This window comes from Niabella aquatica (genome assembly GCF_054779315.1).
Genome location: NZ_BAAGYM010000028.1, coordinates 357,987 through 383,543, shown reverse-complemented (window position 1 = coordinate 383,543; position 25,557 = coordinate 357,987). Strand labels below are relative to the sequence as shown.

The 25,557-nt window shown below is 39.5% G+C and carries 27 protein-coding genes; 17 read left to right on the top strand and 10 right to left on the bottom strand.

Annotation, left to right across the window (positions count from 1 at the left end):
• The coding region (locus ACYVBM_RS19355) for a GAF domain-containing sensor histidine kinase (protein WP_460687349.1) at nucleotides 1-1,473 on the top strand (1,473 nt) is incomplete at its 5' end.
• A 28-nt stretch (nucleotides 1,474-1,501) separates the two neighbouring features.
• Complete coding sequence (locus tag ACYVBM_RS19350) at nucleotides 1,502-1,852, top strand: response regulator transcription factor (RefSeq protein ID WP_460687348.1); 351 nt, start codon at nucleotides 1,502-1,504, stop codon at nucleotides 1,850-1,852.
• Between the two features lie 111 nt (nucleotides 1,853-1,963).
• Here the strand turns inward: ACYVBM_RS19350 and ACYVBM_RS19345 are convergent, their stop codons facing one another.
• The 8 genes from ACYVBM_RS19345 to ACYVBM_RS19310 all read right to left on the bottom strand — a co-directional run bounded on the left by ACYVBM_RS19345 (nucleotide 1,964) and on the right by ACYVBM_RS19310 (nucleotide 7,283).
• Nucleotides 1,964-2,200 (bottom strand): hypothetical protein, encoded by a 237-nt coding sequence (locus ACYVBM_RS19345; RefSeq protein WP_460687347.1) that lies wholly within the window; start codon nucleotides 2,198-2,200, stop codon nucleotides 1,964-1,966.
• Between the two features lie 75 nt (nucleotides 2,201-2,275).
• Entirely contained in the window at nucleotides 2,276-2,488 is a 213-nt protein-coding gene (locus ACYVBM_RS19340; protein WP_460687346.1) for a hypothetical protein, read from the bottom strand.
• 249 nt (nucleotides 2,489-2,737) lie between these two features.
• Complete coding sequence (locus ACYVBM_RS19335) at nucleotides 2,738-3,343, bottom strand: hypothetical protein (protein ID WP_460687345.1); 606 nt, start codon at nucleotides 3,341-3,343, stop codon at nucleotides 2,738-2,740.
• Nucleotides 3,344-3,464: 121 nt separating this feature from the next.
• Nucleotides 3,465-4,919 (bottom strand): hypothetical protein, encoded by a 1,455-nt coding sequence (locus tag ACYVBM_RS19330; protein ID WP_460687344.1) that lies wholly within the window; start codon nucleotides 4,917-4,919, stop codon nucleotides 3,465-3,467.
• A gap of 3 nt (nucleotides 4,920-4,922) precedes the next feature.
• Complete coding sequence (locus ACYVBM_RS19325; protein ID WP_460687343.1) at nucleotides 4,923-5,390, bottom strand: AAA family ATPase; 468 nt, start codon at nucleotides 5,388-5,390, stop codon at nucleotides 4,923-4,925.
• A 51-nt stretch (nucleotides 5,391-5,441) separates the two neighbouring features.
• A complete protein-coding gene (locus ACYVBM_RS19320; protein ID WP_460687342.1) occupies nucleotides 5,442-5,969 on the bottom strand; it encodes a hypothetical protein in 528 nt (175 codons plus the stop codon).
• Nucleotides 5,966-6,952 (bottom strand): AAA family ATPase, encoded by a 987-nt coding sequence (locus ACYVBM_RS19315; protein ID WP_460687341.1) that lies wholly within the window; start codon nucleotides 6,950-6,952, stop codon nucleotides 5,966-5,968. The genes ACYVBM_RS19320 and ACYVBM_RS19315 overlap by 4 nt, the downstream gene beginning before the upstream one ends.
• 4 nt (nucleotides 6,953-6,956) lie before the next feature.
• Nucleotides 6,957-7,283: a hypothetical protein gene (locus tag ACYVBM_RS19310; protein ID WP_460687340.1), complete on the bottom strand. Its 327-nt coding sequence runs from the start codon at nucleotides 7,281-7,283 to the stop codon at nucleotides 6,957-6,959.
• A gap of 714 nt (nucleotides 7,284-7,997) precedes the next feature.
• Between ACYVBM_RS19310 and ACYVBM_RS19305 the strand changes: the two genes are divergently transcribed.
• Genes ACYVBM_RS19305 through ACYVBM_RS19295 form a run of 3 tightly spaced genes read left to right on the top strand, consistent with a single transcriptional unit; the run spans nucleotide 7,998 to nucleotide 13,215 of the window.
• Nucleotides 7,998-8,564, top strand: a complete 567-nt coding sequence (locus ACYVBM_RS19305) for a TlpA family protein disulfide reductase (RefSeq protein WP_460687339.1) — start codon at nucleotides 7,998-8,000, stop codon at nucleotides 8,562-8,564.
• Nucleotides 8,565-8,580: 16 nt separating this feature from the next.
• Nucleotides 8,581-11,814 carry a SusC/RagA family TonB-linked outer membrane protein gene (locus tag ACYVBM_RS19300; protein ID WP_460687338.1) on the top strand — a complete coding sequence of 1,078 codons (3,234 nt, stop codon included), beginning with the start codon at nucleotides 8,581-8,583 and terminating at the stop codon, nucleotides 11,812-11,814.
• Nucleotides 11,815-11,829: 15 nt separating this feature from the next.
• The gene (locus ACYVBM_RS19295) at nucleotides 11,830-13,215 is read left to right on the top strand and encodes a RagB/SusD family nutrient uptake outer membrane protein (RefSeq protein WP_460687337.1); all 1,386 of its coding nucleotides are present in this window, start codon (nucleotides 11,830-11,832) and stop codon (nucleotides 13,213-13,215) included.
• A 54-nt stretch (nucleotides 13,216-13,269) separates the two neighbouring features.
• Here the strand turns inward: ACYVBM_RS19295 and ACYVBM_RS19290 are convergent, their stop codons facing one another.
• Together ACYVBM_RS19290 and ACYVBM_RS19285 are read right to left on the bottom strand one after the other, a co-directional pair.
• The gene (locus ACYVBM_RS19290) at nucleotides 13,270-13,689 is read right to left on the bottom strand and encodes a DUF6520 family protein (RefSeq protein WP_460687336.1); all 420 of its coding nucleotides are present in this window, start codon (nucleotides 13,687-13,689) and stop codon (nucleotides 13,270-13,272) included.
• 413 nt (nucleotides 13,690-14,102) lie between these two features.
• Nucleotides 14,103-15,092 carry a helix-turn-helix transcriptional regulator gene (locus tag ACYVBM_RS19285; RefSeq protein WP_460687335.1) on the bottom strand — a complete coding sequence of 330 codons (990 nt, stop codon included), beginning with the start codon at nucleotides 15,090-15,092 and terminating at the stop codon, nucleotides 14,103-14,105.
• A 151-nt stretch (nucleotides 15,093-15,243) separates the two neighbouring features.
• Here ACYVBM_RS19285 and ACYVBM_RS19280 point away from each other — a divergent pair, with 151 nt between their 5' ends.
• The 12 genes from ACYVBM_RS19280 to ACYVBM_RS19225 all read left to right on the top strand — a co-directional run bounded on the left by ACYVBM_RS19280 (nucleotide 15,244) and on the right by ACYVBM_RS19225 (nucleotide 25,548).
• Nucleotides 15,244-15,843 (top strand): GNAT family N-acetyltransferase, encoded by a 600-nt coding sequence (locus ACYVBM_RS19280; RefSeq protein ID WP_460687334.1) that lies wholly within the window; start codon nucleotides 15,244-15,246, stop codon nucleotides 15,841-15,843.
• 39 nt (nucleotides 15,844-15,882) lie between these two features.
• Complete coding sequence (locus tag ACYVBM_RS19275; protein WP_460687333.1) at nucleotides 15,883-16,926, top strand: acyltransferase family protein; 1,044 nt, start codon at nucleotides 15,883-15,885, stop codon at nucleotides 16,924-16,926.
• A 23-nt stretch (nucleotides 16,927-16,949) separates the two neighbouring features.
• Complete coding sequence (locus ACYVBM_RS19270; RefSeq protein WP_460687332.1) at nucleotides 16,950-18,245, top strand: lysine N(6)-hydroxylase/L-ornithine N(5)-oxygenase family protein; 1,296 nt, start codon at nucleotides 16,950-16,952, stop codon at nucleotides 18,243-18,245.
• 78 nt (nucleotides 18,246-18,323) lie between these two features.
• Complete coding sequence (locus ACYVBM_RS19265) at nucleotides 18,324-19,313, top strand: helix-turn-helix domain-containing protein (protein ID WP_460687331.1); 990 nt, start codon at nucleotides 18,324-18,326, stop codon at nucleotides 19,311-19,313.
• 164 nt (nucleotides 19,314-19,477) lie between these two features.
• The gene (locus ACYVBM_RS19260) at nucleotides 19,478-19,912 is read left to right on the top strand and encodes a hypothetical protein (RefSeq protein ID WP_460687330.1); all 435 of its coding nucleotides are present in this window, start codon (nucleotides 19,478-19,480) and stop codon (nucleotides 19,910-19,912) included.
• Between the two features lie 387 nt (nucleotides 19,913-20,299).
• Nucleotides 20,300-20,632: a DUF4134 domain-containing protein gene (locus ACYVBM_RS19255; RefSeq protein WP_460687329.1), complete on the top strand. Its 333-nt coding sequence runs from the start codon at nucleotides 20,300-20,302 to the stop codon at nucleotides 20,630-20,632.
• 10 nt (nucleotides 20,633-20,642) lie between these two features.
• Nucleotides 20,643-20,954, top strand: a complete 312-nt coding sequence (locus ACYVBM_RS19250; RefSeq protein WP_460687328.1) for a DUF4133 domain-containing protein — start codon at nucleotides 20,643-20,645, stop codon at nucleotides 20,952-20,954.
• A gap of 54 nt (nucleotides 20,955-21,008) precedes the next feature.
• Nucleotides 21,009-22,355, top strand: coding sequence for a TraG family conjugative transposon ATPase (locus tag ACYVBM_RS19245; protein WP_460687327.1), 1,347 nt, complete (start codon nucleotides 21,009-21,011; stop codon nucleotides 22,353-22,355).
• Between the two features lie 47 nt (nucleotides 22,356-22,402).
• Nucleotides 22,403-23,506 (top strand): TraG family conjugative transposon ATPase, encoded by a 1,104-nt coding sequence (locus tag ACYVBM_RS19240; RefSeq protein ID WP_460687326.1) that lies wholly within the window; start codon nucleotides 22,403-22,405, stop codon nucleotides 23,504-23,506.
• Between the two features lie 76 nt (nucleotides 23,507-23,582).
• Nucleotides 23,583-24,254: a conjugal transfer protein TraI gene (locus tag ACYVBM_RS19235; RefSeq protein WP_460687325.1), complete on the top strand. Its 672-nt coding sequence runs from the start codon at nucleotides 23,583-23,585 to the stop codon at nucleotides 24,252-24,254.
• An 8-nt stretch (nucleotides 24,255-24,262) separates the two neighbouring features.
• Nucleotides 24,263-24,904 (top strand): hypothetical protein, encoded by a 642-nt coding sequence (locus ACYVBM_RS19230; protein WP_460687324.1) that lies wholly within the window; start codon nucleotides 24,263-24,265, stop codon nucleotides 24,902-24,904.
• Nucleotides 24,901-25,548 (top strand): TerB family tellurite resistance protein, encoded by a 648-nt coding sequence (locus tag ACYVBM_RS19225; protein ID WP_460687323.1) that lies wholly within the window; start codon nucleotides 24,901-24,903, stop codon nucleotides 25,546-25,548. The genes ACYVBM_RS19230 and ACYVBM_RS19225 overlap by 4 nt, the downstream gene beginning before the upstream one ends.
• Nucleotides 25,549-25,557 lie beyond the last annotated feature (9 nt).

Genomic DNA, 25,557 nt, shown 5'->3' with positions numbered 1-25,557 from the left:
TTTGAATGGGTGATGACCAATAAGCGTTGGAACGAACTATATGGTGCTATGGTGGGAAAGCGGCTGTTGACATACAACCCGGCAGTTATCGAAACTGGATTGTTTGACGACTTCAAACGGGTAACTGAAACCGGCGTTTCTATAACACAAGAGCACTACTACAAATATGAACAATTCGACGGTTGGTTTTTGCAAACCGTAGCTAAAGTGGAAGACGGATTTCTGCTGTCAACGATCGACATTACAGAGCGTAAACGTCACGAAGCGGCGCTTGCGCTACTTGCCGGGGTAGGTGAAGAACTGGTTGTAACTACAGACATTAATAAAACATTATACCTGCTTTGTGAGAAGATTTGTTTGCACTTCAATGCTGCCTTTTGTGCGATTTCTGAGGTAGATGAATCTAAAGGAACAGTAACCCGCTTGCAAATGTGGCAACCAGGTGATGGCGTTATTCCCAGCGATGTATATCATATTGAAGCGCATCACAGTGATGAAGTGAGGCGATTAATGCGCTCCGGAAGGCCAGAGATTGTGCGGGATACGAAATTGTTTCCGAAAGATGTTGCACTCAGGTATGCTTCACTACATATTGGCGCTTATGTGAATACACCGGGCGTACACAATGGTGAGTGGCACTCAACTTTAACAGTGAGTGATAATCAGCCACGGGACTGGAAGGAGGACGAAATCGGGTTAATGCGTGAACTCAGTGAACGTATCTGGACCAGGGTTGAGCGCGTTCGGGCCGAGGAAGCCCTCCGCGAAAGCGAGCAGCGCCTAAAAAAATTGCTTAAACTAAGAGATGAATTTATTAGTGTAGCCAGTCATGAATTGAAAACTCCTGTAACAAGCATGGGAGTGTATGCAGAGATATTAAAGGAAAGATTGAAGGAGGCAGGAAATAAGGATGACAATGAGCTGATCAGCAGGCTTACTGTACAGATACGCCGGTTGGTAACGCTGATAAATATGCTTTTGGATACTACCCGCATAGCGGAAGGAGAATTACTATTGGATTATGAGACCTTCGATATTACAGAATTGATCAAAGAACGGGTTGATGAGATCAAACGCACCACCGATCATTGCTTTGATTTGAATATAAAGGAGCCTGCAATGGTTACTGCTGATAAAGAACGTATCGGGCAGGTAATAACCAACCTTCTGTCCAATGCGATCAAATATTCTCCGAAAGGAAGCACTATAAAGGTTTTAGCAGAGTGTGATTCTCATCAGGTGGCGATTACCATCCAGGATGAAGGCTATGGTATATCTGAGGCCGACCAGGAACGAATATTTGAACGTTTCTTTCGTGTTACTTCCTATAAAAAGGGAGCTTCTTCCGGAATAGGATTGGGGTTGTATATAGTGGCCCAAATAGTCCACAGGCATGGAGGTACCATCCGGGTACATAGTAAGGAAGGCAGCGGAGCGGCTTTTACATTTACGATTCCACAAAAGAGAAGTTAAGTAATTTTGAAGTTAATAACTATTGGGTGTGAAAAAAAGTATTTTAATTATAGAGGATGATAACGACATACGCTATTCGATAGAATATATTTTAAAGCGAGCGCATTATGAAGTAAGAATGGGAGCTTCTGCCCATGACCTGGAAGTGGAACTGGCCGCAAAATTTCCTGACGTTATTATACTGGATATTATGTTGCCTGATGGTAACGGCATTGAGTTGTGTAAACAAATAAAAGAAAATGCCTTAACAAGCCATATAGCTGTGATTATTATGTCGGCGTATGAGTTTAGTAATATACATGAGGCTTGTGCAGATTACGTTATTAGTAAGCCATTTAGCATAAAAGAAATGATGGCGGCTGTCGAAAGTGTTTTTTAGACAAAAAATTTTAACCAGGTATAAATTGAAACACTGTCTTCAAACTTTTAGCGTGCAAAACTTTTACTTTTAATCCGAGAGGATACAGCAAACACAATGCTTTTACATCATTTACACCTCATATATGGCCTTTATATCTTCATGTAAATTATCCAGTTCAATTTCTTTTCGCAATCTTTCCGGTAAGGTTTCGTAATTAACCCTGTTAAAGTTTTTCTTCATATCGGGGTATACATCACGGCCATCCAAAAACGGGAACATAAACCATTTTTTGTTATTGTTCAGCCATAGGTAAGAGCTTAAGCTGTTATAATCGTATACGACAACAAACCTTTTTACTTCGTTCATAATTTTTTAGTTTAATAAATTAAAATTTAGAATGCCTTAGCTGCAAGTACATCTTCTAACGGTGAGTTGGTGCGGCTATCTTTTAACGGTGGATTTAGGTTCTTTACTACTATTCAATATATAGGCTACCATTGCTTCTACATCGGCGGGGTCGATCGGCTTTAATTTCTCCCCTGGTAGTGGATTGTCTATTTCAATTTCCGTCATATACCCAGCAATTTCCTCATTGGAGTATAGAAAAAAAAGTGTGGCTAACACTGCCTGCTCTTTCGTGGTAATGGTGTTCAAAAAGCGCTTTTTTAGTAACCCTTTGAATATAATATCTGGATCTGGCATCGTGTTAAATTTCATATTTGATGTTATTAATGCAAGGAAGCACTGTATAAAGTTACAAATTGAATTTACATTGTCCCCATATCACTTTAAAAGAACGGTATAATGAACTGCGGGCTGGTGAAAAGAAAGCGGTTGAGGTACAATCCAATCATTTTTATGATGATTAAATTAAACGCTGTTTAAATTGTACTCATAAAAAATTTACTTAGTATGAATCTCCCAATTCAACTTTAACTCTTCCTCGACTTTATATTTTTCAATTTTTTTGATAAATGATGCCCTATGTCCTGCGCCAAGAAGCAGCAGGGCCTGCTTATATTGGTGCTGTTTGCTATAATTATAAATATTCCTGATTATTTCTTCTTCCCGCTTATCTATTACTTCCTGTTCCATTTTGTAAATCCGGTATAGATTCTCATCATTTATATTATTTAATACTTTCTCCTTTAGAACTTTGAACTGGTCAATCAAACTGTCATTTTGATCACTATTAAGAAAGGCAAATCCATACTGGCTTGTCAACGATATTTGATTTTCAACCGAAATGCGAAAGCTGTGGCTTTCACTACTCCTATGGCTCCTAATTTTCTTATACATATAATCAAGCTCTTCGTAGTAAGAACTTGGTAGCGGGAGCGTATCTACCGGTATATGCGTTATATCATGGTTTAGCAAATAAAGCTTGATTGCATTTGTTTCTACGGTAATTAAACGCTCCCCCACATAACTTTTATGAAAATTAGAATGGCAAAGCTCCTCAAATATTATTTCCGGGCTTATTAATTCAATAATTCTATGCAATTCCATTGCATTGCAATTTCCACATGTTTCATGTCTTGTAAAAATCAAACTGATATTATGCACTTTAAATATATTAGGGTCAATAAATTATTTTTTGATTTCATAGTTTAGAAAAATCGGAAAAATTTTATGACTCATTCCTTTTTTCTAAATACAGCTCATTAATAAGACCGGAAACGTATGTTAAAGAATATTGATCAAACTTATATTTTCCAAGGGCTTGATTAAAAAACATTATACTTTGAGTAATGTCAGGCAAAATTCTCCGATGATATGCATATTGTAGAATTTCTTCCAAAGTGGCCATCTTATTTTTTACGATCTGAACAGTTCTGTCCCAATCTTCAATGCTCAGGAAAAAAAGATTTTCAGGTGGAAGAACTGAAAGTCTAAAGCCTTTTTGTAAACACTCTTCCGTTATTTTACTTTTCAAAAATTCTCCCCATGCATCTATTCCAAAGCCCAGGAACATATCTTTATAGGTAACAATTATTCCGTAAAACGCTGCTTGCGGATTTAGAAGGTTACCTACTTCAATCAGCTGTGAGTATGCTTTTATTATATTTGTCTTGAGATCCGATTCCATTAACTCCTGGTCACGGATTACACCTAAGCGAGTAGGTAATTCAATAGCTTTTACTTCAAGTAAGATTTTGTTATCAATAGCGAAATCACATACTTTATTATGCGGAAATCTTCTCTTTAAGTCGGTTTCTCTTAAATAAGGTCTATCCATTTCTTTAATTCCCAGCTCAATGTACTTTTCCATTCGGTTTCCGAACTCAGACGGAAATTGTGGTGACTTTTGTTTTAGAAATTGATAAATGAAATGCTTAACGGTTTGATTAAAGACAGACCGGGTAATCAGATGAAATTTTCCTTTGAAACGGATGAATGGTTTAATAGCAAAAAAAGTTGTTTCATATAATTGATATACTTCATCGGTCATTTTTTGAAGTCCCTCAAAATCTTCTTTCTTTGAGCCGGTAAGAAGCCTGAGATATTTTTCAGTTTCACCCCTCCCGAAACATTCATAAAATAAAGAAAAATACTGATCATCTAAAATCCCATCATAAATATACTTTGGGTTTTCGGTGCGCTCATTGTGCAAATACAGATATGTGGTGTAGATATACTGAAGGAACGACTTAATTGGCAATCCGGTAAGTTTAATAAATTCTTCATCTATATTGAACTTATGGCTCAATTTCAGGTAAAGCATTATCTGTCGCTCCAGGTGTATATTAGATATATGCTCCTGAAGTTGAAATTGCTGAAACCCAATTATCATGAAAGAGCGATTTACATTGTTCCTATTTTTAAAATTAATCTCATTGTGGCCTGCCTGCAACTCCCTGATTAGTTTAAGTAACTCATTAAATTTAATATCTGTAATTGGGCTTTTCATTGCCGAATCGGTAGTATAGAGGTATGCCCATCTTATGAGAGAAAAAATTGTCCAAACCGGTTCTCTAAACTCCCTTGATTTTTCTAATTGATGTAAAAAATCCAAGGCTCTAAATACTATAGAATCGCGTGTATATAATTGAATGTGTTGCTTAATTTCTTCAAATGTTACCATAAGCTATTTTGTTAGTAATATATCTAAAACAATTCTGTTATTTGCTGACGTGTCACCTGTTGCTCTGGTTTGGTATGCGAGCGGCCAGCCTTGCGCCATTGTTACTACCCGTTGAGCAGGAACATAAAACAATTTTTCTTTTATTGATTTTTTGCCCGAAGGCAATGCTTCATTTACAATACTGGCAATATTAAATGGTTCATTATTAAACCGAATTTTAGTTTTCTCATTCCAGATGAAAGACATTGCTTCACCAAAATATAATTCAAGGAACTTATTCTTACTTTTACCCCATTGGTAATTATTTAAAGTGAGAGTTTCGGAAACACTATTTCTATCTATGATTAATTTCAATAATTGCAGTAAAAGACCTTTTCCGATTGCGTTTACCCCAGAAAAAATTGTAAAATCAGCGAGCTTAATATTAGCATTTCTAATAGGCCCAAAATTTTTGACAAGCAATGTTTCCATAAGTCAAAAGTAATTACTTATTGAAACAAAGTTTTATAACATTCGTAGTTACTATATTCTTTTTAATACTTCAATGTCGGCGGCATACCTTGCTTCTTTTAGGTACGATATCCAAGCTGATAATCGTTTAATTTCCGGTGCATCATTTTGTAGTAGAGTTTTAAACAGTTGCTTAAATCGCTGATCTTTCTTGCTTAAAATTGTTTTGGCAGCCTTTGCAAACCTATGGAGTTCCGTTGGTAGATTGTAATCGGAAACTTTTAGACCACTATTATTGGCTTCAGAAAGGATAAATGTTTCAATTGCTGGGTGAATTTGAATAATATAGTGGTGCTTGGCTGGGTGCTTGTAAAGAAATAAGGAGTTGGACTTTGTAACTTCTAAAAATTCATTTAAATAGTCAACTTCCTTCTTATCCTTATCAATAATGCCAACAGCAAAGCTATTAGCAAATTTCTCTTTCATAACCTTAGTTACAGTACCACATCCCTTTTGATGATTGTACTGTTGCGATGGAACAATTGTTTCTATCAGGTTAGTATCCACAAAACATTCAGGAATAATTGCCAAATCCATCATACAAAACTTTCACTATTGGTGAACAAATCTACACCGCTTTGAAATATTTCGTGTAATTCCCCATCAGAAAGGTGCTTAACTTTTGTTTCAAAGTCTTCGTAATGTACTACAAATACCGCTAATTCTTTCCTGGCATTTTCAAGCAAATCATTTAAGATAAACGGGCTATGAGTTGCAATAAAAAACTGATTGTCGGGTTTGTGAATCATTTCCTGTGTAATATGAGCCATGTATGGAGGAAATGAATGGGCTTCAGGTTCTTCAAATAACAAAACACTATTATTATTTGATGCAATTGCCGTTTTATAAAAAATGATCCGTTGAAGGGTATCGGCAATTGAGTTATACGGTATTAAGAAAATTCCATTCTTGTCATCAGATTGAATTACTTTAATAGTTTGGCTGCTCTTGTCAAATGCGATCTCAAGGCCATATTCTTCAAATAAGCTTATAACCTGACTTTTAAGTTCAGGATATTCCTCAATGATACTGAGCATGTTCGACCCAAAAGGAGGAATGAGATATTTAGAATGAGATTTTTTATAAGCGATATCCAGTCTATAATTATAACGTTTTACCGGTGGCTCAAAGACATCAAGTTTTCTGAGCCCTTTTGTTATTAATTTATCATCTATCAAATAATTAAAAGAAAATCCATCAAAATCCAATATTACTTTTAGGCCCTCTTTGGGGTTATAGCCAAATCGGCAATTACCAATATTTGAAGCTACTCTTCCATCTTTAGTAACACTTCCGTTATAAAACAATTCTGGCGCATTTTCCAATCTAATAAGGTTTGACAATTTCCGTGAAGCTCCTTCATGTAAATATGGTATGCTAAATAATGATAACGCTTCTATGATATTAGATTTCCCTACATTAGGGCGTCCTATAAATAAGTTGATACGCCGCAACCCTTCAATTTCGCAAAACCGAATTGATTTGAAGTTTTCAATTTGTATGGAATTTATAAAATTTGACATTGAATTAATTGGTTGAATTTTTCTTTACCGGCTTTTTTTTAACCGCCCTAACTCGAGGAGTCGGTGGATTTTTCTTTTCTTCAATAATTTGATTGTAAACCAAATTGAACATGAGCTTAACGTCTACATTAAAGTAATCGGCCAGCTTGTCTATTTCGCGGATTTTAAATAAGCCTATTTGATTAAACAGTTTTGTAACACGCTGATGGCTTGATCCCAAGTGATCAATAATAGGAGTAATATTATAATACTCAAGAATCTCTTTAAAGGTTTGGATATGACCTTTTTCAATTAGATTTTTTACATTTATTTTCTTCTTGTCTAACGCCATTATACAAATAAATGCACGATTATTTAAAACATATTTAAAAAAGGTTTATTCATGATAGATATTTACGGTAAATACTTTTTTTCTTACAAAATTTACTTTATATTTAATTATTTGTAAGTATATTTGGCTTAGAAAAATGCAATACTTATAATTGATTTTTGGTGATATATTCGCCATTATACAATTAATAGGGTTGTTAGTGCATAACGAGTCTCGCCCACACGAACGTGACAAATTCTGGAACGCGGGAGTAAGTTAAGGCGCCCAATTCTATATATCTTATAGGTTGGGCCTACTTACTACTACTATGTTCCAGCCGCCGAAAGGCGGGGGCTTGTCACGGCCTGTGTGGATAGTAGGAACGGTAGGTTCCAACCTCTTTTAAATTGAGGATAATAAACATACGCGAGACTTACATTTCTAAATGTGAGTACGCTTGCCAGATTATTCATTCATATTATTTAGTTGTTCTCGGGCTGTTTTTTTAAGTCCTGCAATACATATATATGTATATACTAAACGGGTATCATCTTACCACTTAGGAGGTAACGGTCTTGCCCAGTATAATTTCTGGTACGCAAGCCACCCGCGTAATCCAGAATGATGGTTAGCAACGGCCGCCGGGCGGCAGGCAGCTTTTTTCTCATGGGGCACTGGCCTGCCTGTCCCGGCTTTTTTACCTAATTATTTACTTCATCTTTAACTGTGTGCGATATGAAAATTTTAACGCTGCTGGGCGTAATGGCACTCTTATGTGTAAATATGAATGCACAGCAACAGCATATAAGGCCGCTTTCTATTAACGAAAGGTTACCTGATCTTACTATTCACAATTTGCTTAATTATACAAGTACTACTACTACAGTTGATAACCTACAGTGTGGAAACACTAAGATGCTGCTGTTGGACTTTTGGTTTACCAGTTGTATTCCTTGCATCAAACAAATATCCAAGCTGGATTCGCTTCAAAAAGAGTTTAATGACCGGCTGCAAATATTAATGGTAACTTTTGAGCACGATTCGCTTGTTGCACCGTTTATTGCTAAGTGGGAGCAGCAGCACAAAAGAAAGTTAAGCATACCCATCGTTACGGGCGATGAACAGCTACAAGCCTATTTCAACCAAACCAGCCGCCCAAACTATGCCTGGATAGCAACCGATAGGGTTAATATGGGTTATGCATCCACAGCCTTCATTTCTGCTCCTGTTATTGAACAGGTATTAAAAAAAATGCAGGAGGAAGTATACCTGCGTGGATACCTACGCCGCAAGCTTAAATAACCCTAAAATTTCGCTTATGTCAAATAAAATTATTTTACTTCTAATATGCGTTGCGCCTTCGCTAACCACTTTGGCGCAGCAACGCTTTACGGTTAATGGCACAGTTACAAATGCGGGTACCGGGGAGGCGCTGATAAGGGCTACCATTAAAAGTGAAGGCAGCGGAAGGTTTACACTTTCGGCACAGGGCGGTAGCTACCTTATCCAGCTACCGGCTTTACCCGATACATTAATAGTATCTCACACCGGTTTTACGCCTCAAAAATTTGCTGTTAGCCATACAGGTATCTTTAATATACAGATGTCTCCAGACGAGACGGAGTTAGAGGGCATTACCATCAACACCGGTTATCAACGGCTAAAACCCAACGAAGTAAACGGCTCTTTCACAGTTATTGATAATAAAACACTTAATGAGCAAACTGGTACAAATATATTAGAGCGTTTAAAAGGTGTAACTAACAGTCTCATTTTTAACACAGGTAAAACGAATAGTGCTGGCAACGAAGAAAATGCTATGTCTATACGGGGCCTGAGCACTATTAACGGCCCCCTGGCACCACTTATCATTGTAGATAATTTTCCTTATGATGGAAATATTGAAAACATTAACCCTAATGATGTGGAAAATATTACAGTTTTAAAAGATGCAGCAGCAGCGAGCATTTGGGGTGCCCGTGCCGGAAATGGAGTTATAGTTATAACTACAAAAGCAGGAAAGCTGAATAAAATGCTAAGCCTTGATATGAACTCAAGCGTTTCAGTTACTAATATACCAGATCTTTTTTATCAGCCTCAAGTTGCAGTTGCAGACCATCTCATAATGGAAGAGTTTCTGTTTAATAAAGGATATTTTGATCAAACCATTAATGACACGCGAACCCGCCCACCATTAACCCCGGCAGTAGAACTGCTGTTGCAACGCCGTGCGAACCTTATCAGTGCCGAAGATTCAGCATCAGGTATGCGAAAATTAAGCTCTATCGACACACGTAAAGAATATTCCCGGCATTTTTTAAGGCGCGGACTAACGCAGCAACATTCGCTAAGCCTGAGCGGTGGCAGTCAAAATTACTCCTGGTTGTTAGCAGGTAATTATAATAATGTGGTAAACAACAACAAAGCCGTATCGGATAAAGTGAACCTTCATTTGCACAACCAGATAAAGCCGGTAAAAAACCTTACGATCAACTTAAATGCTTACTATACACACAGCTATTCCAAAAGCGGAACGTCAGCCTTTCCCATCGTATCTAAAATCAATAATAGAGATGTACCTTACCTGACTTATGAAGACGAAGAAGGCAATGCCGTACCACTTGACCAGTATCGAAGAGGTTATATAGACACCGCAGGTGCTGGAAGATTGCTGGATTGGAATTACTACCCCCTAAATGATTACATACATCAATATACAAATGCGGAAAGGCAGGATATACTTGTTAGAGCGGCAGCAGACTATAAAATTATAAGCGGCTTAAGCGCCAGTGTACAATATCAATACCAGAAACAGTGGGGTAATAGCACTTCTTACTCCGATATGGAAAGTTATTATACACGCAACTTAATTAACAAGTTTACCGTTTTACCAGCCAGTACCATACAGCCGGCCACCTATCCTATACCTTTAGGAGATATTATAAATAGATCCTTTTCTTCCTTCGCGTCCACCAACTTACGCGGGCAACTCAATTTTTCAAAAGCCTGGTTACAACATAGCATTACTGCCCTGGCCGGAGGTGAGCTAAGGGAAGCCCTTAATGGCGGTGCTGAAGGCTTTACCGTTTTTGGTTATCAGGAAGACCCCTTATCCTACTCATCGGTAGACGGGACACGGATTTATAAAACATATATAACAGGCAATATGGAGTATCTGCCGGGAGGAGGCGGAAGTATAGGCTCATACGACCTCACAAGGTTTGTGAGCGCATATGCAAACGCCTCCTACAGTTTTCAAAAAAAGTATAGTATCAACGGTAGCTTTCGTAAAGATGCCTCAAACGTATTCGGACTTTCAACTAATGATAAATGGAATCCACTATGGTCAACAGGTGTCGGTTGGCTTATATCTTCCGAAAATTTCTATCATTACTCAAACATTCCATTTTTAAAATTGAGGGTCACCTATGGATATAGTGGTAATGTGGATACAAGGCGTACACCTCTGCCAGTTAGCAGCGCTGGCACAAATAGTGTTACGCGCTTTCCTATACAATCTATCAGCACACTCAACAATCCTTCTTTAAGATGGGAAAAATCCAGGCAGGTCAACCTGGGTATAGATTTTGAAAATCACGATAAAACTGTGTCGGGTACTATTGAATACTATCATAAGAAAGGCATCGATCTCTATGGTGAAACGCCTTATGATTATACAACCTGGGGGAGAGACCAGTTTATAGTGGCTAATATCGCTAACATGGAAGGAAAAGGAATAGATTTTTCACTAAACACTGTAAATATAAACCGTGCTTTAAAATGGAGCAGCGGGTTTATTTATAATTATAATACCAGTAAAACTACCGCCTATCATATTGAAAAGGCTCAAGACTTTTATAGCCTTAATAGCGGAAATAGCATTTACCCGGTAATTGGAAGGCCGCTTTACGCCATTACAGCATATCGTTGGGGTGGTTTAAATGCTAAAGGAGATCCTCAGGGCTACCTGCACGGACAGCTTAGTACCGATTATGCAGCTATTGCACGCAGCGTGAGCGATAGTGGCTTAACTGCCGGCAATATTGTTTTCTTCGGGTCTGCCACACCAATCCATTTTGGCTCTCTTATTAACCGGCTGGAATGGAAAGGCTTCAGTTGTTCTTTTAACCTCATCTACAAGGCTGGTTATTACTTTAGAAAGAGTTCTTATACCTCTTCAAGCGTTATAAACGGCGGCATTGCACATACCGATTACTACAAACGCTGGCAACAACCGGGAGATGAATATGTAACTAATATACCAGCCACTGTTTATGCTGATTATCCACAATATAGAGACAGAGATATTTTTTATAACAATTCAGAGGTAAATGTGGTAAAAGGTGATCAGGTAAGGCTACACTATATCAACATTGCTTACAGTTACAGATCGGGAATCAAAAATAAATTATTCTCAAGCCTGCAATTGTATGCCAACGCAAGCAATCTGGGTATTATATGGCGTGCAAACCGTTCAGGAGTCGATCCTGATTCACCCACAGGTACACCACCGCCAAAACAGTTTACAGTAGGTATTCGCACCAATTTTTAACTAAAAAAAATATCGATGAAAAGGCAAATACATTTTTTATACGCCACCCTCTTAACAATTTTGGCGGGATTGAGCGCTTGCACTAAATATCTGGATAAAAAGCCAAGTAATGCAATTACTACTCCAAGTACCTTATCCGATTTGCAGGCATTGCTTGATAATGCAAACAGGGTTATGAATACCAATGTAAGCCCTGTTACAGGCGAAGCTTCATCTGACGATTATTTTTTACCTGCTAATTTTTTTACCAGTATCAACGAGTGGGGCAGGCACATTTATAAAAGGTTGCCTTACGAGCTACGATATGCCAACGATTGGTCAATGGCTTATACCCCCGTGTATAATGCCAACTACTGTCTTGAAATGTTGCAAAAAAACGAAAAAACGAGCGATAACACGGCACAATGGAACAATGTATATGGCAGCGCACTCTTTTTCAGGTCATTTTTCTTTCAACAATTGGCATGGGTGTATGCAAAAGCCTATGATGAATCATCATCTGAAAAGGACCTGGGTATTGTCTTAAGGCTCACTTCAGATTTCAATATACCATCAAAAAGAGCAACGGCAACGGAAACCTATAACCAAATCATTAACGATACAAAGTTAGCCGCCGAGTATTTACCACCGTTGCCAGAGCATCCATATCGACCTTCAAAAGCAGCCGCTTATGGTTTACTTGCACGAACTTATTTATCAATGCGTTTGTATGATAGTGCCTACCGATACGCTGGTCTTTGCCTCGACATAAAAAGCGACCTGATGGATTATAATGGGGATAGTGATGTGGGTAATTTAACAGCTAACTACCCCTTTAAGCGTTTTAATAAGGAAACAATCTTTTATGTGGAAATGAATACAGGAGGCGCATTTCCTCTAATCTTACCTTTAAGGGCGAAGGTAGATACCCTGCTGTACAACATTTATGAAGTCAATGATCTTAGAAGGACAGCTTTTTTTGCAATAAGTGGAGGTTATCCCAATTTTAAAGGTAGTTATGCTCAAAGTACAAGCAACTTTTCCGGGTTAGCGACAGATGAAATATGGCTGATACTTGCGGAGTGCCTGGCCCGCCAGGGGCATGGCGGATTGGAAGCCGCTACATCCAATCTCAACCATTTACTAAAACATCGATATAATAGAGCTGGTTTTACGCCACTTGCTTACAATAACTCAGGTGATTTGTTAAACAGAATTTTAAGCGAGCGCAGAAAAGAGTTACTTTTTAGAGGGATCAGGTGGAGCGATATTAAAAGGCTCAATAAAGAAGGGCGAAACATCATACTCACCAGAGTTTTTGAAGGTGATACTTATACCTTACTGCCTAACGCCAATTATTACGCATTACCCATACCTCATACACTTGTTGAAGATTTTGGGTTAGAGCAAAATCCCATATAACTAATATAAAAGCGGTTTTACTAAACCGCTTTTATGACATAACTAAAATAGATATCACTCCTGAACGTTACTAATGTCTCCAGTGAAAGAAGGGGTGCCAGTAATATTTTCCTTAACATCTGAGACATAATAATTATTGGCAGTGAGCGCACTTTCATCTGCCTCAATAATAACCTGGCTTGACGGTTCGGTGCCGTTTAAATAAAGCGCCTGATTGTTTTCATCCACTTCAATAGAAAACGAACAAGGGATATCATCTGCTGTTTGAGCACAAGCCTGTTCATTGTTTATAAGCGTCCAGTTGCTAGGCATTGTAACATTATTTTCGTCGTAAGCTTCCCCATCGTATCTGAAAGTCAGCGTAACGGTTTCCGCCGTTTTAGAACCTTTTAAAGGTTTAAAGGCGAATGCTATGCTGATTAGAAATGCCAGCGCAAATACCGGCAACACTATTGTTAACATTTTTGTTTTCATCTTTTGTAATTTTAATTTGAATGATAATTTTTTGGAAACATTTTAACTATCGGGTTTACGGGTATACTTGTAATATATTACAGCATACCCCATATTCGCAAATAACCCGCTTTGCCAGTGTGGTTGCTTAGCTCCTTTATAAGCGGGTTTTTATTTTTATATGGTTGCATATCGCTTGTTATTATGTCGAAACGGCTTTTTTGCCCCATTCGACAACCTGATTTTTGTAACATGGCTGTCTTCACAAAAAAGAAAAATCATGTTATGCTGCATGCTGACGGTTTAGTTGGGCTGATCTAAATCTTCATGAGCGATTTCCTGGTACAAATTTCACCTTATAGTGCGGTAGGCTGTGTGACCTATGGTGAAGAATAAGAATTAATTTCTAAAAAGAAACGCTTAATAGTAGTTATTTATAGCCTGGTTCCGGGATTGACCCCTCTAACGCGCTTAAACGCCCGGGAGAACCCTTCCCTGGATCTAAAACCGGTTTTTAAAGCGGCATCCAAAACAGTAATATGTTCTTCTTTCAACATCTGTTCAGCTTTTTTTAAGCGAATTTCCAGGCCCATTTGATACGGGCTGATTCCAAAAGCTCTCCTGAAGCCCTGGCGTAGCTGAAATATACTTAAGCCCACTCTGTCAGCTAAGCGGGACTCTGTTGAAAACAGGTCTTCATCGTCAAAGTGCCGTGCTTCATGCAGAACGATATCCCTGGCATACATCAAAGCATCATGGTTTCTGCTGTTGTACCTTTCAGGCATCCAACCGCCTTCCGTTCTTAAAAGAAGCAGCGTTAGCAGTTCAGATGCTAAAAACTCTGTAAGCGGCCTGCTGCAATGAGGATCGTTAGTGTGTTGAATGATCCTCGCTACCAGCGAAAGCATTTCGGTATTCAAAAAATTTCTTTGCTTAAACAGCTGATGTAATTTTTGCGGCTCCTGCTCGCGCTTGTTTATAAACCTTTCCAGTTCATGGAAATCGGCAGCTAATTTTTGCAGCAATTTTTCGGATGGGTGAATATCAAAGGTTACATATTCTCCGCCTTTGGGAAATAATACGCTGTTTTCCATATAAGGCGCGTAGGTAATATTGAACTCATCACGTTCTAAAATGGATTCGGTTTTCTTTCCCAGGGATTGCACCATCCGGTTTTCGAGCGTAGTATGTGCCTCTAAAATTGGATGGGGAACTTCTGCATAAAACCTGACCTCGTTAAACATTTTATACCGGCTTATCCAAATGACCAGGTCGATAAGCGCAATTTTTTCAAATACAATTTTACCGTAATCGCCTACCGAACCAAAGGTTTCAATGAATTTGGGCCGGGGTCGAATTTCTTTTTCAATAGGAATTAATTCAACCGATTCATTTGTAGCGGAGATAATCTTAAATTCACTCATGGCCAGCACCCCCTCTATTCAAAGTTAAACATTTTGCACTTTTTGGTGAAAAAACGGTCACCAAAACTTCACTTATGGTCACACAAAATGGCCCGTTTTGATGTTAGCTTGCAACTGAATAATAGCATCAAATTATTAAAGAACATGTATAATGGAAAGGCTACTCCCTTTTGACCACAACAGACAGCAATTAGTCCTCCACAATCAAATTTTTGATGAATATACTATCGAGGTAAAGCCACTCTGCCTGACAAGAGATGTGTTGTTTATACACGAATGGGTGAATATGGCTTATACACAGGCGTTTTGGCAAATGCCTGGCACTTACGAGCAGGTTTATTATTACTATAAAAATATGATAGATAAGGTATTGGGATATCCGGTAATGTTTTACCTAAAAGGCGATGTGGCACCGGCTGCCCTGATGGAAATTTATGCTGCAAAAAACAACGAGATAGCCAAGCTTTATAAAGTAAGAAAGGATGATATAGGCATCCATTTTTTAATGTCGCCTGTAAAGAAGAAAATTTCAGGATTTAGTTTAAATGTTTTCCTCACCGGATTAGGTTATTTATTCTCAAAAGGCATTAAACGAGTCATCGGAGAGCCGGATAAAGATAACGGTAAAGCAAACGAGCTGGTAAAAAGAGCAGGTTTCAGGTTTCACAAAGAAATACAAATGTCCTACAAAAAAGCAAACCTGTATTTATATGAAAAAGATGATTTTAAAAGAGCGCATCCGGGGTTTTAACTACCTCTAAATATTTACTAACCTTCTAAACCAAAAATTATGTGGCCATTAGTAAGCAGGGGCTTGTCTCTTGCCAGGGGATTTATTGTCTTTATCATGCCGGCTGTGCATACGGTATTAATCTATAGCAATGATGAGGTGAAGTCAGGTTGGCTGGGGTTTGTTTTAGGTGTACTGGCAGAACAGCCCGGCGCACAACTGTTTATGCTGCAAATGGGTTTGTTTATTGGGATGGGCAGGCAAAAAACCTTCACGGCAATTTTTACACGTTTTGTAATATTATTTGCAGCTGGTTACCTGTTAAATTTTTTAAGGCTTGTACTGCCCCATTGGTGGGGCGGTATTCCACAAGCCTTTTTAAACGATAATAATATACCCAATAATAAGTATACCGTCCTCTACTTATTATTTATGGGCGACATACTACAGTTTGCGGCGTTAGGGTATCTGTTTTGCCAGCTTGTTCATCATTACATAAAGAGTATCTATTTGCAAATTATCCTGCTAGTTGTATTAGCGCTCATTAGTCCCTTAGTTTGGACAATGCAACCTGGCAGTACTGTTTTGCAGTTTACCGTTGGGCTATTTAATGGCCATCCGCCCAGCGCATTCTTTCCCTTTTTTCCCTGGGTATGTTATCCGCTTGCGGGCCTGGTTATTTCGCAGGTATGGAAAAAATGCCGGGGTTTTAAAATATCGGTCTGGCTGGCCATATCCTTCGGGTTTAGCATAACAGGGGTAGCCATAGCCAGTTTAGAGCCTTTGGACTGGAATAAAAGTTTTTACAGGCTGGGGCCAGGCGGAACGCTTTATCATCTTGGTGCAGCAATAGGCTGGATGGCGCTATTTATATTTTTTGCCTCCAATGTAAAACCTAATACTGTTTTCTCCTTCCTGGAATGGCTAAGCGGCCGCATTACTTCTATCTATTTTATCCAGTGGGTGGTGATTATATGGATGATACCTGCTTTTAGCTATAACAGCCTAAATGTTGCACAAACCTTACCAGCAATGGCAGTCACAACAATAATAAGCTTTTACCTGGCAAAGGTATTTGAGAAAATAAAGGTAAGGCCGGCTTAATCTTTAAAATAAAATTTACGCACATGAGAACTGAAATTATTTACGACGTTGGAGCTATAGGTATTGGCCCTTTTAACCTGGGGCTTGCCGCCTTGTGCCATCCAATCAAAGGTCTGAAGACTATTTTTTTTGAACAAAAGCAAAAATTTTGCTGGCATGAGGGGATGCTGATACCCGGCACCACATTGCAGGTGCCTTATTTAGCCGATCTTGTAACATTGGCTGATCCTTCCAATCCATTTACATATCTTAATTTTTTAAGACACCATAATCGCCTGCTTCAATTTGGCATCAGGGATGCGCAATACATTACCCGGTTAGAATATAACAGGTATTGCCAATGGGTGTGCAATCAATTGGAAAACCTGCGATTTGGTTATACAGTTACAGATATTGCCTACATAAAGGATAAGAACTGTTTCAAGATAATTTGCAAAGACGCAAATAATGCCCCGTACATTTTTTCAGCCTATAAATTAGTTATTGGCACCGGGACAGAACCTTTTGTACCTCAGCTGGCAAACGACTATATGGCTGGCAATCTGTTTCACTCCTCCGAGTATCTTTTTCATAAAAAGGAAGTTGAGCAGGCTGGTACTGTTACGGTTGTCGGTTCCGGCCAAAGCGCCGCGGAAATCTTTTATGATCTTCTTTGCCATCATCCTTCCAAAAGTCTGAACTGGATCACCCAATCGGATAGGCTATATGCAATGGAAGATCACAAAATGGTTTTTGAAATGACTTCACCCGACTATATAAATTACTTCTATGGGTTGGTCCAAACTCAGAAAGATGATGTTTTATCTCATCAACACAACCTGTATAAAGGCGTCAATCATAACCTCCTCAACAATATTTACGACAAGCTCTATGAGCTACATTTTGAATTGGAGCTTGCTACACCCTTCATACAAACAAGTACTGCATTAAAAAAAATACAAAAAGCAGGCAGCCAATCATTTTGCCTGCACTTGCACCATCACCGGCAAAACATTACCCATGTATTGCGTTCCGACTGCGTGATTCTTGCAACGGGCTATACCAATGTGCAACCGGCTTTTCTTAAAAATATCCGCCACCGTATTCGCTGGTTACCGGGCAACCGTTATAAAGTAAACCCTGATTATTCGATAGATGATGACCACACCATATTTGTACAAAATGCCGAAATGCACACCCACGGATTTAATGCGCCAGACCTGGGTATGGGGCCATACCGCAATGCAGTAATTATTAATTCCATCCTAAAAAAGAAGCAGTACCCCACTGATAGCAATGCTGTATTTCAACGTTTTGGTTTCAGTAAACCCGTACGATAGTCGGCCCTTTGCAGGCATTAACAATCGGTTTTTCCTGTTTTACAGATAGTTCTCTGCTAACTTATTAATATTTCTATCATGGAAATTATATTGGTTGTACAAATTGTACAGGAGGGAGTTGGTATGCTTGAACTGATACAAAATATTCCTAAAGAGTTGAGCCGGTATGTTTTGCAGTCATCCTCACCGCTCGGCCTGGTAGGAAAAGGATTTAAAGCGCTTCTACAGAAATTTGTGGGTAATGGTTTTGTAGTTTGGATCAATCGTTACTTCGTAAACGCTGAAACGATAATACATGCAACCGGCCTCGATCCTGCATTTGACCTGTGCATCGCGGTACGTAATAAAGTGAGGGCCTGGAACGATGTATTAAAAATAGAATTACCGGCCTTGCATTTTCAGTTTTTTTTTGTGGCAACTGGAAATTTACATGCGCATTTTGACGGTGGGATGGAATATGAAACTTTTGATATTCAGTTCGATCCTGTTTATTTAAGCACCTGGAGAACGGACTACGGTTTGTTTGAACAATTTATGAACGAGGCGGAGAAAAAAAAGGCCGTTAATTTACCCCTTTCGCCAATGCGGTGCTCGTCTTTGATGTTGGAAGCTGTTCAGGGCGTTATATACAATAATTACGGCATTGCCGGTAAGATGAGGTTATTACAAAATAATATTGGTAATATACTTACTGCTGCATTGGAGGATATAGCCCAGTCAAATATGAAGATACAGGACTTGACCGATACCCAGGTAAGCGCCTTATACGAAGTAAAAAGACTGATTGACGAAAGTATTCCTTATTATCCGGGTAATAAGCAACTCTGCCGCAAAACCTTTCTTAACCATTTTACTTTTAATTATGGCTTTAAGCGACTGTTTGGTATATCCCCTTACAGGTATTATAACACCCTGCGCATGGAAAGAGGCAAAGATCTCCTGCGGCAGGGGGAAGCGGTACATTCTGTAGCGGCAGAACTGGATTTTGAAACACCACGCGCATTTGGCAAAGCATTCAAAGCCATGTTCGGCTTAACACCTAAGGAATATCGCGGTGAATTGCCATAGTGGTTCATCGCGCAGTATTGATACGGGATGATGATTGGAGGGCACGTTTTTCATGTGGAAAAGGGCTTTTCCTGAATATTGCTTTTTGGACTGTTTTTATTGCTTTTTGGACTATTAAATTGGGATTGGGATACCCAATTTTGTGTTGTTAAAATACAGTGTCTATGGAAAGTGTGATTACATGGGAGCAGTTGCTCGTATCATTGGTGGGTCTTGTTTTTGTATACTATGCCCTTATACTTTTTATCTTCTATCGTCATGACCTGCCATTTTCAGCTTTTTTTCAAAAAAAAGAAAACCCGATGGTGCCTTATCTCTCAAGCCGTGTCACCGTTTCGGATAATGATGAGCCTGAAAATATTTTGTATAACAGTGTGCGCGAATTAATGGAAGAGTGCAAGCCGCTTTTTCATGCAGCGGCGGGAGGTGAGATAACGAGGGAATATTTACTTGATTCGCTTCGCCTTCTTGTACAAAAATATCCCCAGATCAAAGGAACGGCATTCCAGGTTGCAATGAGTAATCATATTGTGCAGGAAGTGGAGCACCGGCTGGGGATGACTTTACCTGATAATGAAATAGATAGTATCTGGCGCTAAGCCATAAAATTATGGTCCTGGTCTCCTACAGTGTGGCAATAAGGTTTGAGGTGTGAGTTCAGGAGCCGGGGCCAATAATTATAAACCTGCCCGCATTGCCCGTTCCGTTCGTTCTCAGATCGTCTCGGCGGTGGAAAGGGCTGCGGCAGGTTTTAATAAATGTAGATCATGGTTAGATGTTCCATTTATGTTGTGCCAGCTAAATGGAATATTTAGGCCTCAAATAACGCTGCCAGCAGCTTTGCCTCTTTGGTTTCTGATCGTCTCTCAAAGACGCAGGTTGCGGCAGTTTTTTTGAAAAGTATCGCCTGCTTATAGTTTAAGACAGCGTGTGCGGGAAATAGTGCAGAATGAAGTTCTTATTAATTATAAAAAGCAGATGTGTGTATGAAAATGTGGAGAGTGGTTGCTTTGAGCAGCAAGGCGAAATTATGCGCCTTTGTAAGTGTAATTCTTTTAATATATAGCCTGCCTGCATTTGCACAGGACGGCAGCGCCGGTATAGAGAAAGCCAATACGCTTGTACGGCAGTATTTCGATGTAGGCATTAATCTTATGTATGCAGTGGGTGCCGTGCTAGGGTTGATCGGGGCTGTAAGAGTTTACCAGCGATGGAGCGCCGGAGATCCGCAGACCGGTTCGATTGCGGCAAGCTGGTTCGGAAGCTGCATTTTCTTGGTGATAGTGGCAACGGTGTTGCGCTCCTTTTTTGGCCTTTAAAAAAATGAATATGTCAAGTGTTTATCAAATCAACAGGGGCGTTAACCAACCGGTAATGTTTAAAGGTTTAAAAGCCCAATATATATGGTATTTGGGCGGCGGGCTGGTTGTGCTACTGATAGGGTTTGCCATATTATATATCTGCGGTGTGAATATGTTCGTTTGCCTGGGCATCATAACAATTACAGGCAGCATATTATTCCGGAAAGTGTATAGTATGAGCCGTAAATATGGGGAGCACGGATTAATGAAAAAAATGGGTAAACGCGGTGTGTCGGAGCTGATCAAAAACAATAGCCGCAAAGTGTTTATGCGTAAATAGATAGGTGTGCGTTTAAAAGGCGCTACCATTAGTGAAGAAAGAAAATAGTGTGTCATGGAAAAATGGTTAAATGAAATCACGCCCATCATGGATGTGGAACATCATTGTATATTAAGTAAACAGGGAGATATCTCCATCGTATTTAAGGTAAATCTGCCGGAAGTATTTACGCAGTCGGACAATAATTATGAAGCGCTGCACCAATCGCTGGTCAAAGCCGTTAAGGTACTTCCGAAGCATACAGTTTTTCATAAGCAGGATTATTTTGTTCAATCGAAATTTGAACCAGGTACAGGTAAAGACAAAAACAGTTTTCTATCGCGCAGTAGTGATCAGTTTTTTAATGGCAGGCCTTACCTGCAACACGATTGCTACATTATACTTACCAAAAAGCCTTCCGGGCGTAAAACGTCCAGCTCTGTTTTCAATAGTCTTGTACGGCCTTCAATTGTTCCTAAACAGACTATCAGTCCCGTTATCCTCCGGGAGTTTGAAGATAGTGCCAGCCAATTTGCACGGATTCTTTCAGACGGCGGTATGGTATTAGAACGGTTGAAAGAAAAAGATATAGTCAGCCAGAAAAATAAAGTGGGACTCATTGAGCGGTATTGTACATTATCAGAAAGCCCCGGGCACCTGGTGTTAAAAGACCTGCAACTAAAGGAGCAGTTAAAAATTGGGGATCAGTACTGCCAGCTTTATACTTTGGCAGACGTTACTGATCTTCCTTCTTTGTGTGGTTCGCGTATTAACTATGATAAGTATAGTACAGACCGTACAAAATTTTCTATCGGGTTCGCTTCCACACTGGGCCTACTGCTTCCATGCAATCATGTGTACAATCAATACATTTTTATAGACGATGCAGGCCAAACGATGAAGAAACTGGAAAGTAAAAGACTGCGGCTGCAATCGCTTGCAGCTTATTCTAGGGAAAACGCTATTGCCCGGGATGCAGTGGGAGATTTTCTAAATGAATCCATCAGTGAACAGCGATTACCGGTAAAAGCACATTTCAACATCCTGGCATGGACAGACAAACCGGAGGAGCTAAAGGACATTAAGAACCTGGTTACATCAGGGTTGGCGCAGATGGAAGCTGCTGTGAAGATGGAAACTGCCGGGGCAGCACAGATATGGTGGGCAGGTATTCCTGGCAATGCGGCCGACTTCCCGATGAACGATACATTTGATACGTTCGCGGAACAAGCCTGCTGCTTTCTGAATCTTGAAACCAATTACCAGGATAGCTATAGTGAAGTCGGCATTAGGCTTGGCGACCGGCTGACCGGAAGGCCTGTACACACAGACATCAGCGATGAACCCGTAAGAAAAGGAATTTGCACGAACAGGAATAAATTCATTTTGGGGCCCTCCCCGTGCCGGGTCATTCTTAATTGAGTGGCCCGGCATATTCTGGATCAGGTAAAAGCTTCTTTACCAATCACATGGTGCGGAGCTATTACGAAATCGGAGCACATATAGTGCTGGTGGATGTGGGACATTCTTACAAGGGATTATGTGATTTGGTGAATGGTTACTATTTCACCTATTCAGAAACAAACCCGATCAAATTTAATCCTTTCTATATAGGCGCCGGTGACACGCTTGATATCGAAAAGAAAGAAAGTATTAAAACGCTATTGTTGGCTCTTTGGAAAAAGGATGATGAATCCTTTACGCGCAGCGAGTACGTGGCCCTATCCAATGCTTTGCAGGGGTACTTTGACAGGCTGGAAAAGGATAAAAGCATCTTTCCTTGTTTTAATACTTTCTATGAGTATGTCCAAACAGATTTTCTAAAAATCCTGGAGCAGGACAAGGTTAAGGAAAGACATTTCGATATAGACAATTTCCTGTTTGTGCTTCGCCCTTTCTATAAAGGAGGTGAATTTGATTTCCTGCTGAACGCCAGCCAGAATCTTGACCTGTTGCAGCAACGTTTTATCGTATTTGAGCTGGACAATATTAAGGATAGCATTTTATTCCCGGTGGTTACGCTGATTATTATGGAAACTTTTATCAGCAAAATGCGTAAGCTGAAAGGCATCCGTAAGATAATCCTGATAGAAGAAGCGTGGAAGGCCATAGCAAGGGAGGGAATGGCAGAGTACATCAAATATTTGTTTAAAACGGTCAGGAAGTTTTTTGGTGAAGCGATCGTAGTAACACAGGAAGTTGAGGATATTATTTCTTCGCCGGTTGTAAAGCAAGCTATTATTAATAACAGCGATTGTAAAATACTGCTGGATCAAAGTAAGTACCAGAATAAGTTTGACCAGATACAGGAGCTGTTAGGATTGACAGAAAAGGAAAAGGCGCTGGTACTCTCGGTAAACAAAGCGAACGATCCCGCCAGGAAATACAAAGAGGTATTTATCAGCCTCGGCGGAATGCTCTCTAAAGTGTACCGAACGGAGGTATCGCTGGAAGAGTATTTGGCTTATACAACTGAAGAACGTGAAAAAGTAAAAGTGCAGCAGTATGCTGCCGAATATGGCAGCATTGAAAAGGGAATTGAAGCGCTGGCAATGGAAATGAAAGTAAAATAAGCTGCTGGTTGAGGTTTCGGTTTATAGATAAGTAAAGTATCTTATAGTTCATAGTTTATCAATAAAAGGAAATGTGATGAAAAAGTTAGTGATGGTATTTATGTTTTCTATGGCTCTTGCTTTGATGCCAACACAAAAAAGCCATGCGGTTGTATGGGTAGTGGTAAAAGCAGCGCTGGTAAAAGCTATCAAGGCAATGGATTTGGCTGTGCAGCGGTTGCAGAATAAAACCATCTGGCTGCAAAACGCCCAAAAGACTTTGGAGAATACATTGTCTAAAGTGAAGCTGGATGAGATTTCAGATTGGGTGAAAAAGAACAGGGAGCAATATGCAGAGTACTACGATGAGCTAAGCAAGATAAAAGAAACGATCACCGGGTATAAGCGGGTGAAAACCATCATGGAAAAACAGGTACGGGTGGTCGAAGAATACAAAAGGGCCTTTACCCTATTTAAGCAGGATAAACATTTTACACCTGACGAGATCGCCTACATGTCAAAAGTCTATTCGGGAATTGTAGACGAAAGTTTGAAGAACCTGGATCAGCTCTTCCTGGCAGTGGGCACCCTCAATACCAAAATGACGGATGGTAAACGGTTGGAAATTATTACCCGTGCCGCCGAAGGTATTGATGAAACCCTAAGCGACCTGCGTATGTTCAACTCACAAAACATCCGTTTGAGCCTGCAACGTTCCAAAGATTTGCAGGAGCTGCAAACAGTAAAAAATTTCTATAATATTCAATAATCGTGCTTATGAAACGTGTGTTTGGGCTAATGATGATAACCATGATGATGGTTTCTGCGGCACAGGGGCAAGGGATCAATCAATGGTTTCGTCAGAAAAAAACACAAACCCAGTACCTTATACAGCAGATCGCGGCGCTAAAAGCATATACCGGCCAATTACAAAAAGGCTACAGGATTGTTCAGGGCGGCCTAAATACAATTGGCGACATTAAAGACGGACATTTCAGATTAGATCGGGTGTTTTTTGACGAATTAAGAACGATCAATCCCAGGATAAGGCAATACGCGCGTGTAACAGATATCATTACACTGAATATACAGGTAATAAAACTTTCAGGAGCGGCAATGAAAGCAGCAAAAAGAAGTGATGGTTTTAACCATAGTGAATTGAGTTATTCTGAAAAGGTTTTTAGAAACGTAATGGATAATTGTAGTGAACTGATAGATGAACTCATACAAATCCTCAGCCCCGGAGAATTGCAATTGAGCGATGATGAACGGATCAAACGGATTGACGGGGTGTATGCTGAAATGAAAGATCGTTATGGCTTTATCAATAGCTATTGCAATGACCTTGAAAAACTACAGGTGCAACGCAGCCGCGAACTAAAGGATGTAAAAACCATACAAAAAATCTACAGGCAATGAAACGAAATAAGAAAAAGTGGTGGTTATTCATAGCATTGTTCTTCTCCTGTCTGGTTTCTTCTTTGAAAGTTCCCGCACAGGCAACGGAACTGGCGCAACTGGCACTGAATGTTGAAAAGCTCGCACAGTTTAAACAAATTCTTTCTGATTTGAAAAAGGGTTATGAAATTTTGACAGGCGGGTATAATACCATTAAAAATATTTCCGAAGGTAATTTCAAACTGCACCAGGCATTTCTGGATGGGCTGATGGAAGTAAGCCCATCCGTAAAGAAATACAAAAGGGTTGGCGATATAATTGACTATCAGCTACGTTTGGTTAAAGAATATAAATTGGCTTTTAGCCGGTTTAAGCAAAGTGAACAGTTTACAGATGAAGAGATTGGCTATATCGGCAAAGTATATAATAATCTTATAACCCAAAGTCTGGAAAACATAGATGACTTGTTAGTAATCATTACAGCAAACAAACTGCGGATGTCGGACGAAGAAAGGCTGGCTGTAATAGATGACATTTATAAAGATATGGCAGGTAAACTAACGTTTCTGCACCGGTTCAGTAACCAGGCACAGGTATTGGCTTTGCAACGGGCCAAAGAAAGCAAAGACGTAAAAGTTTTGAAAGGATTATACAGAAACCCTTGATTGACCGGG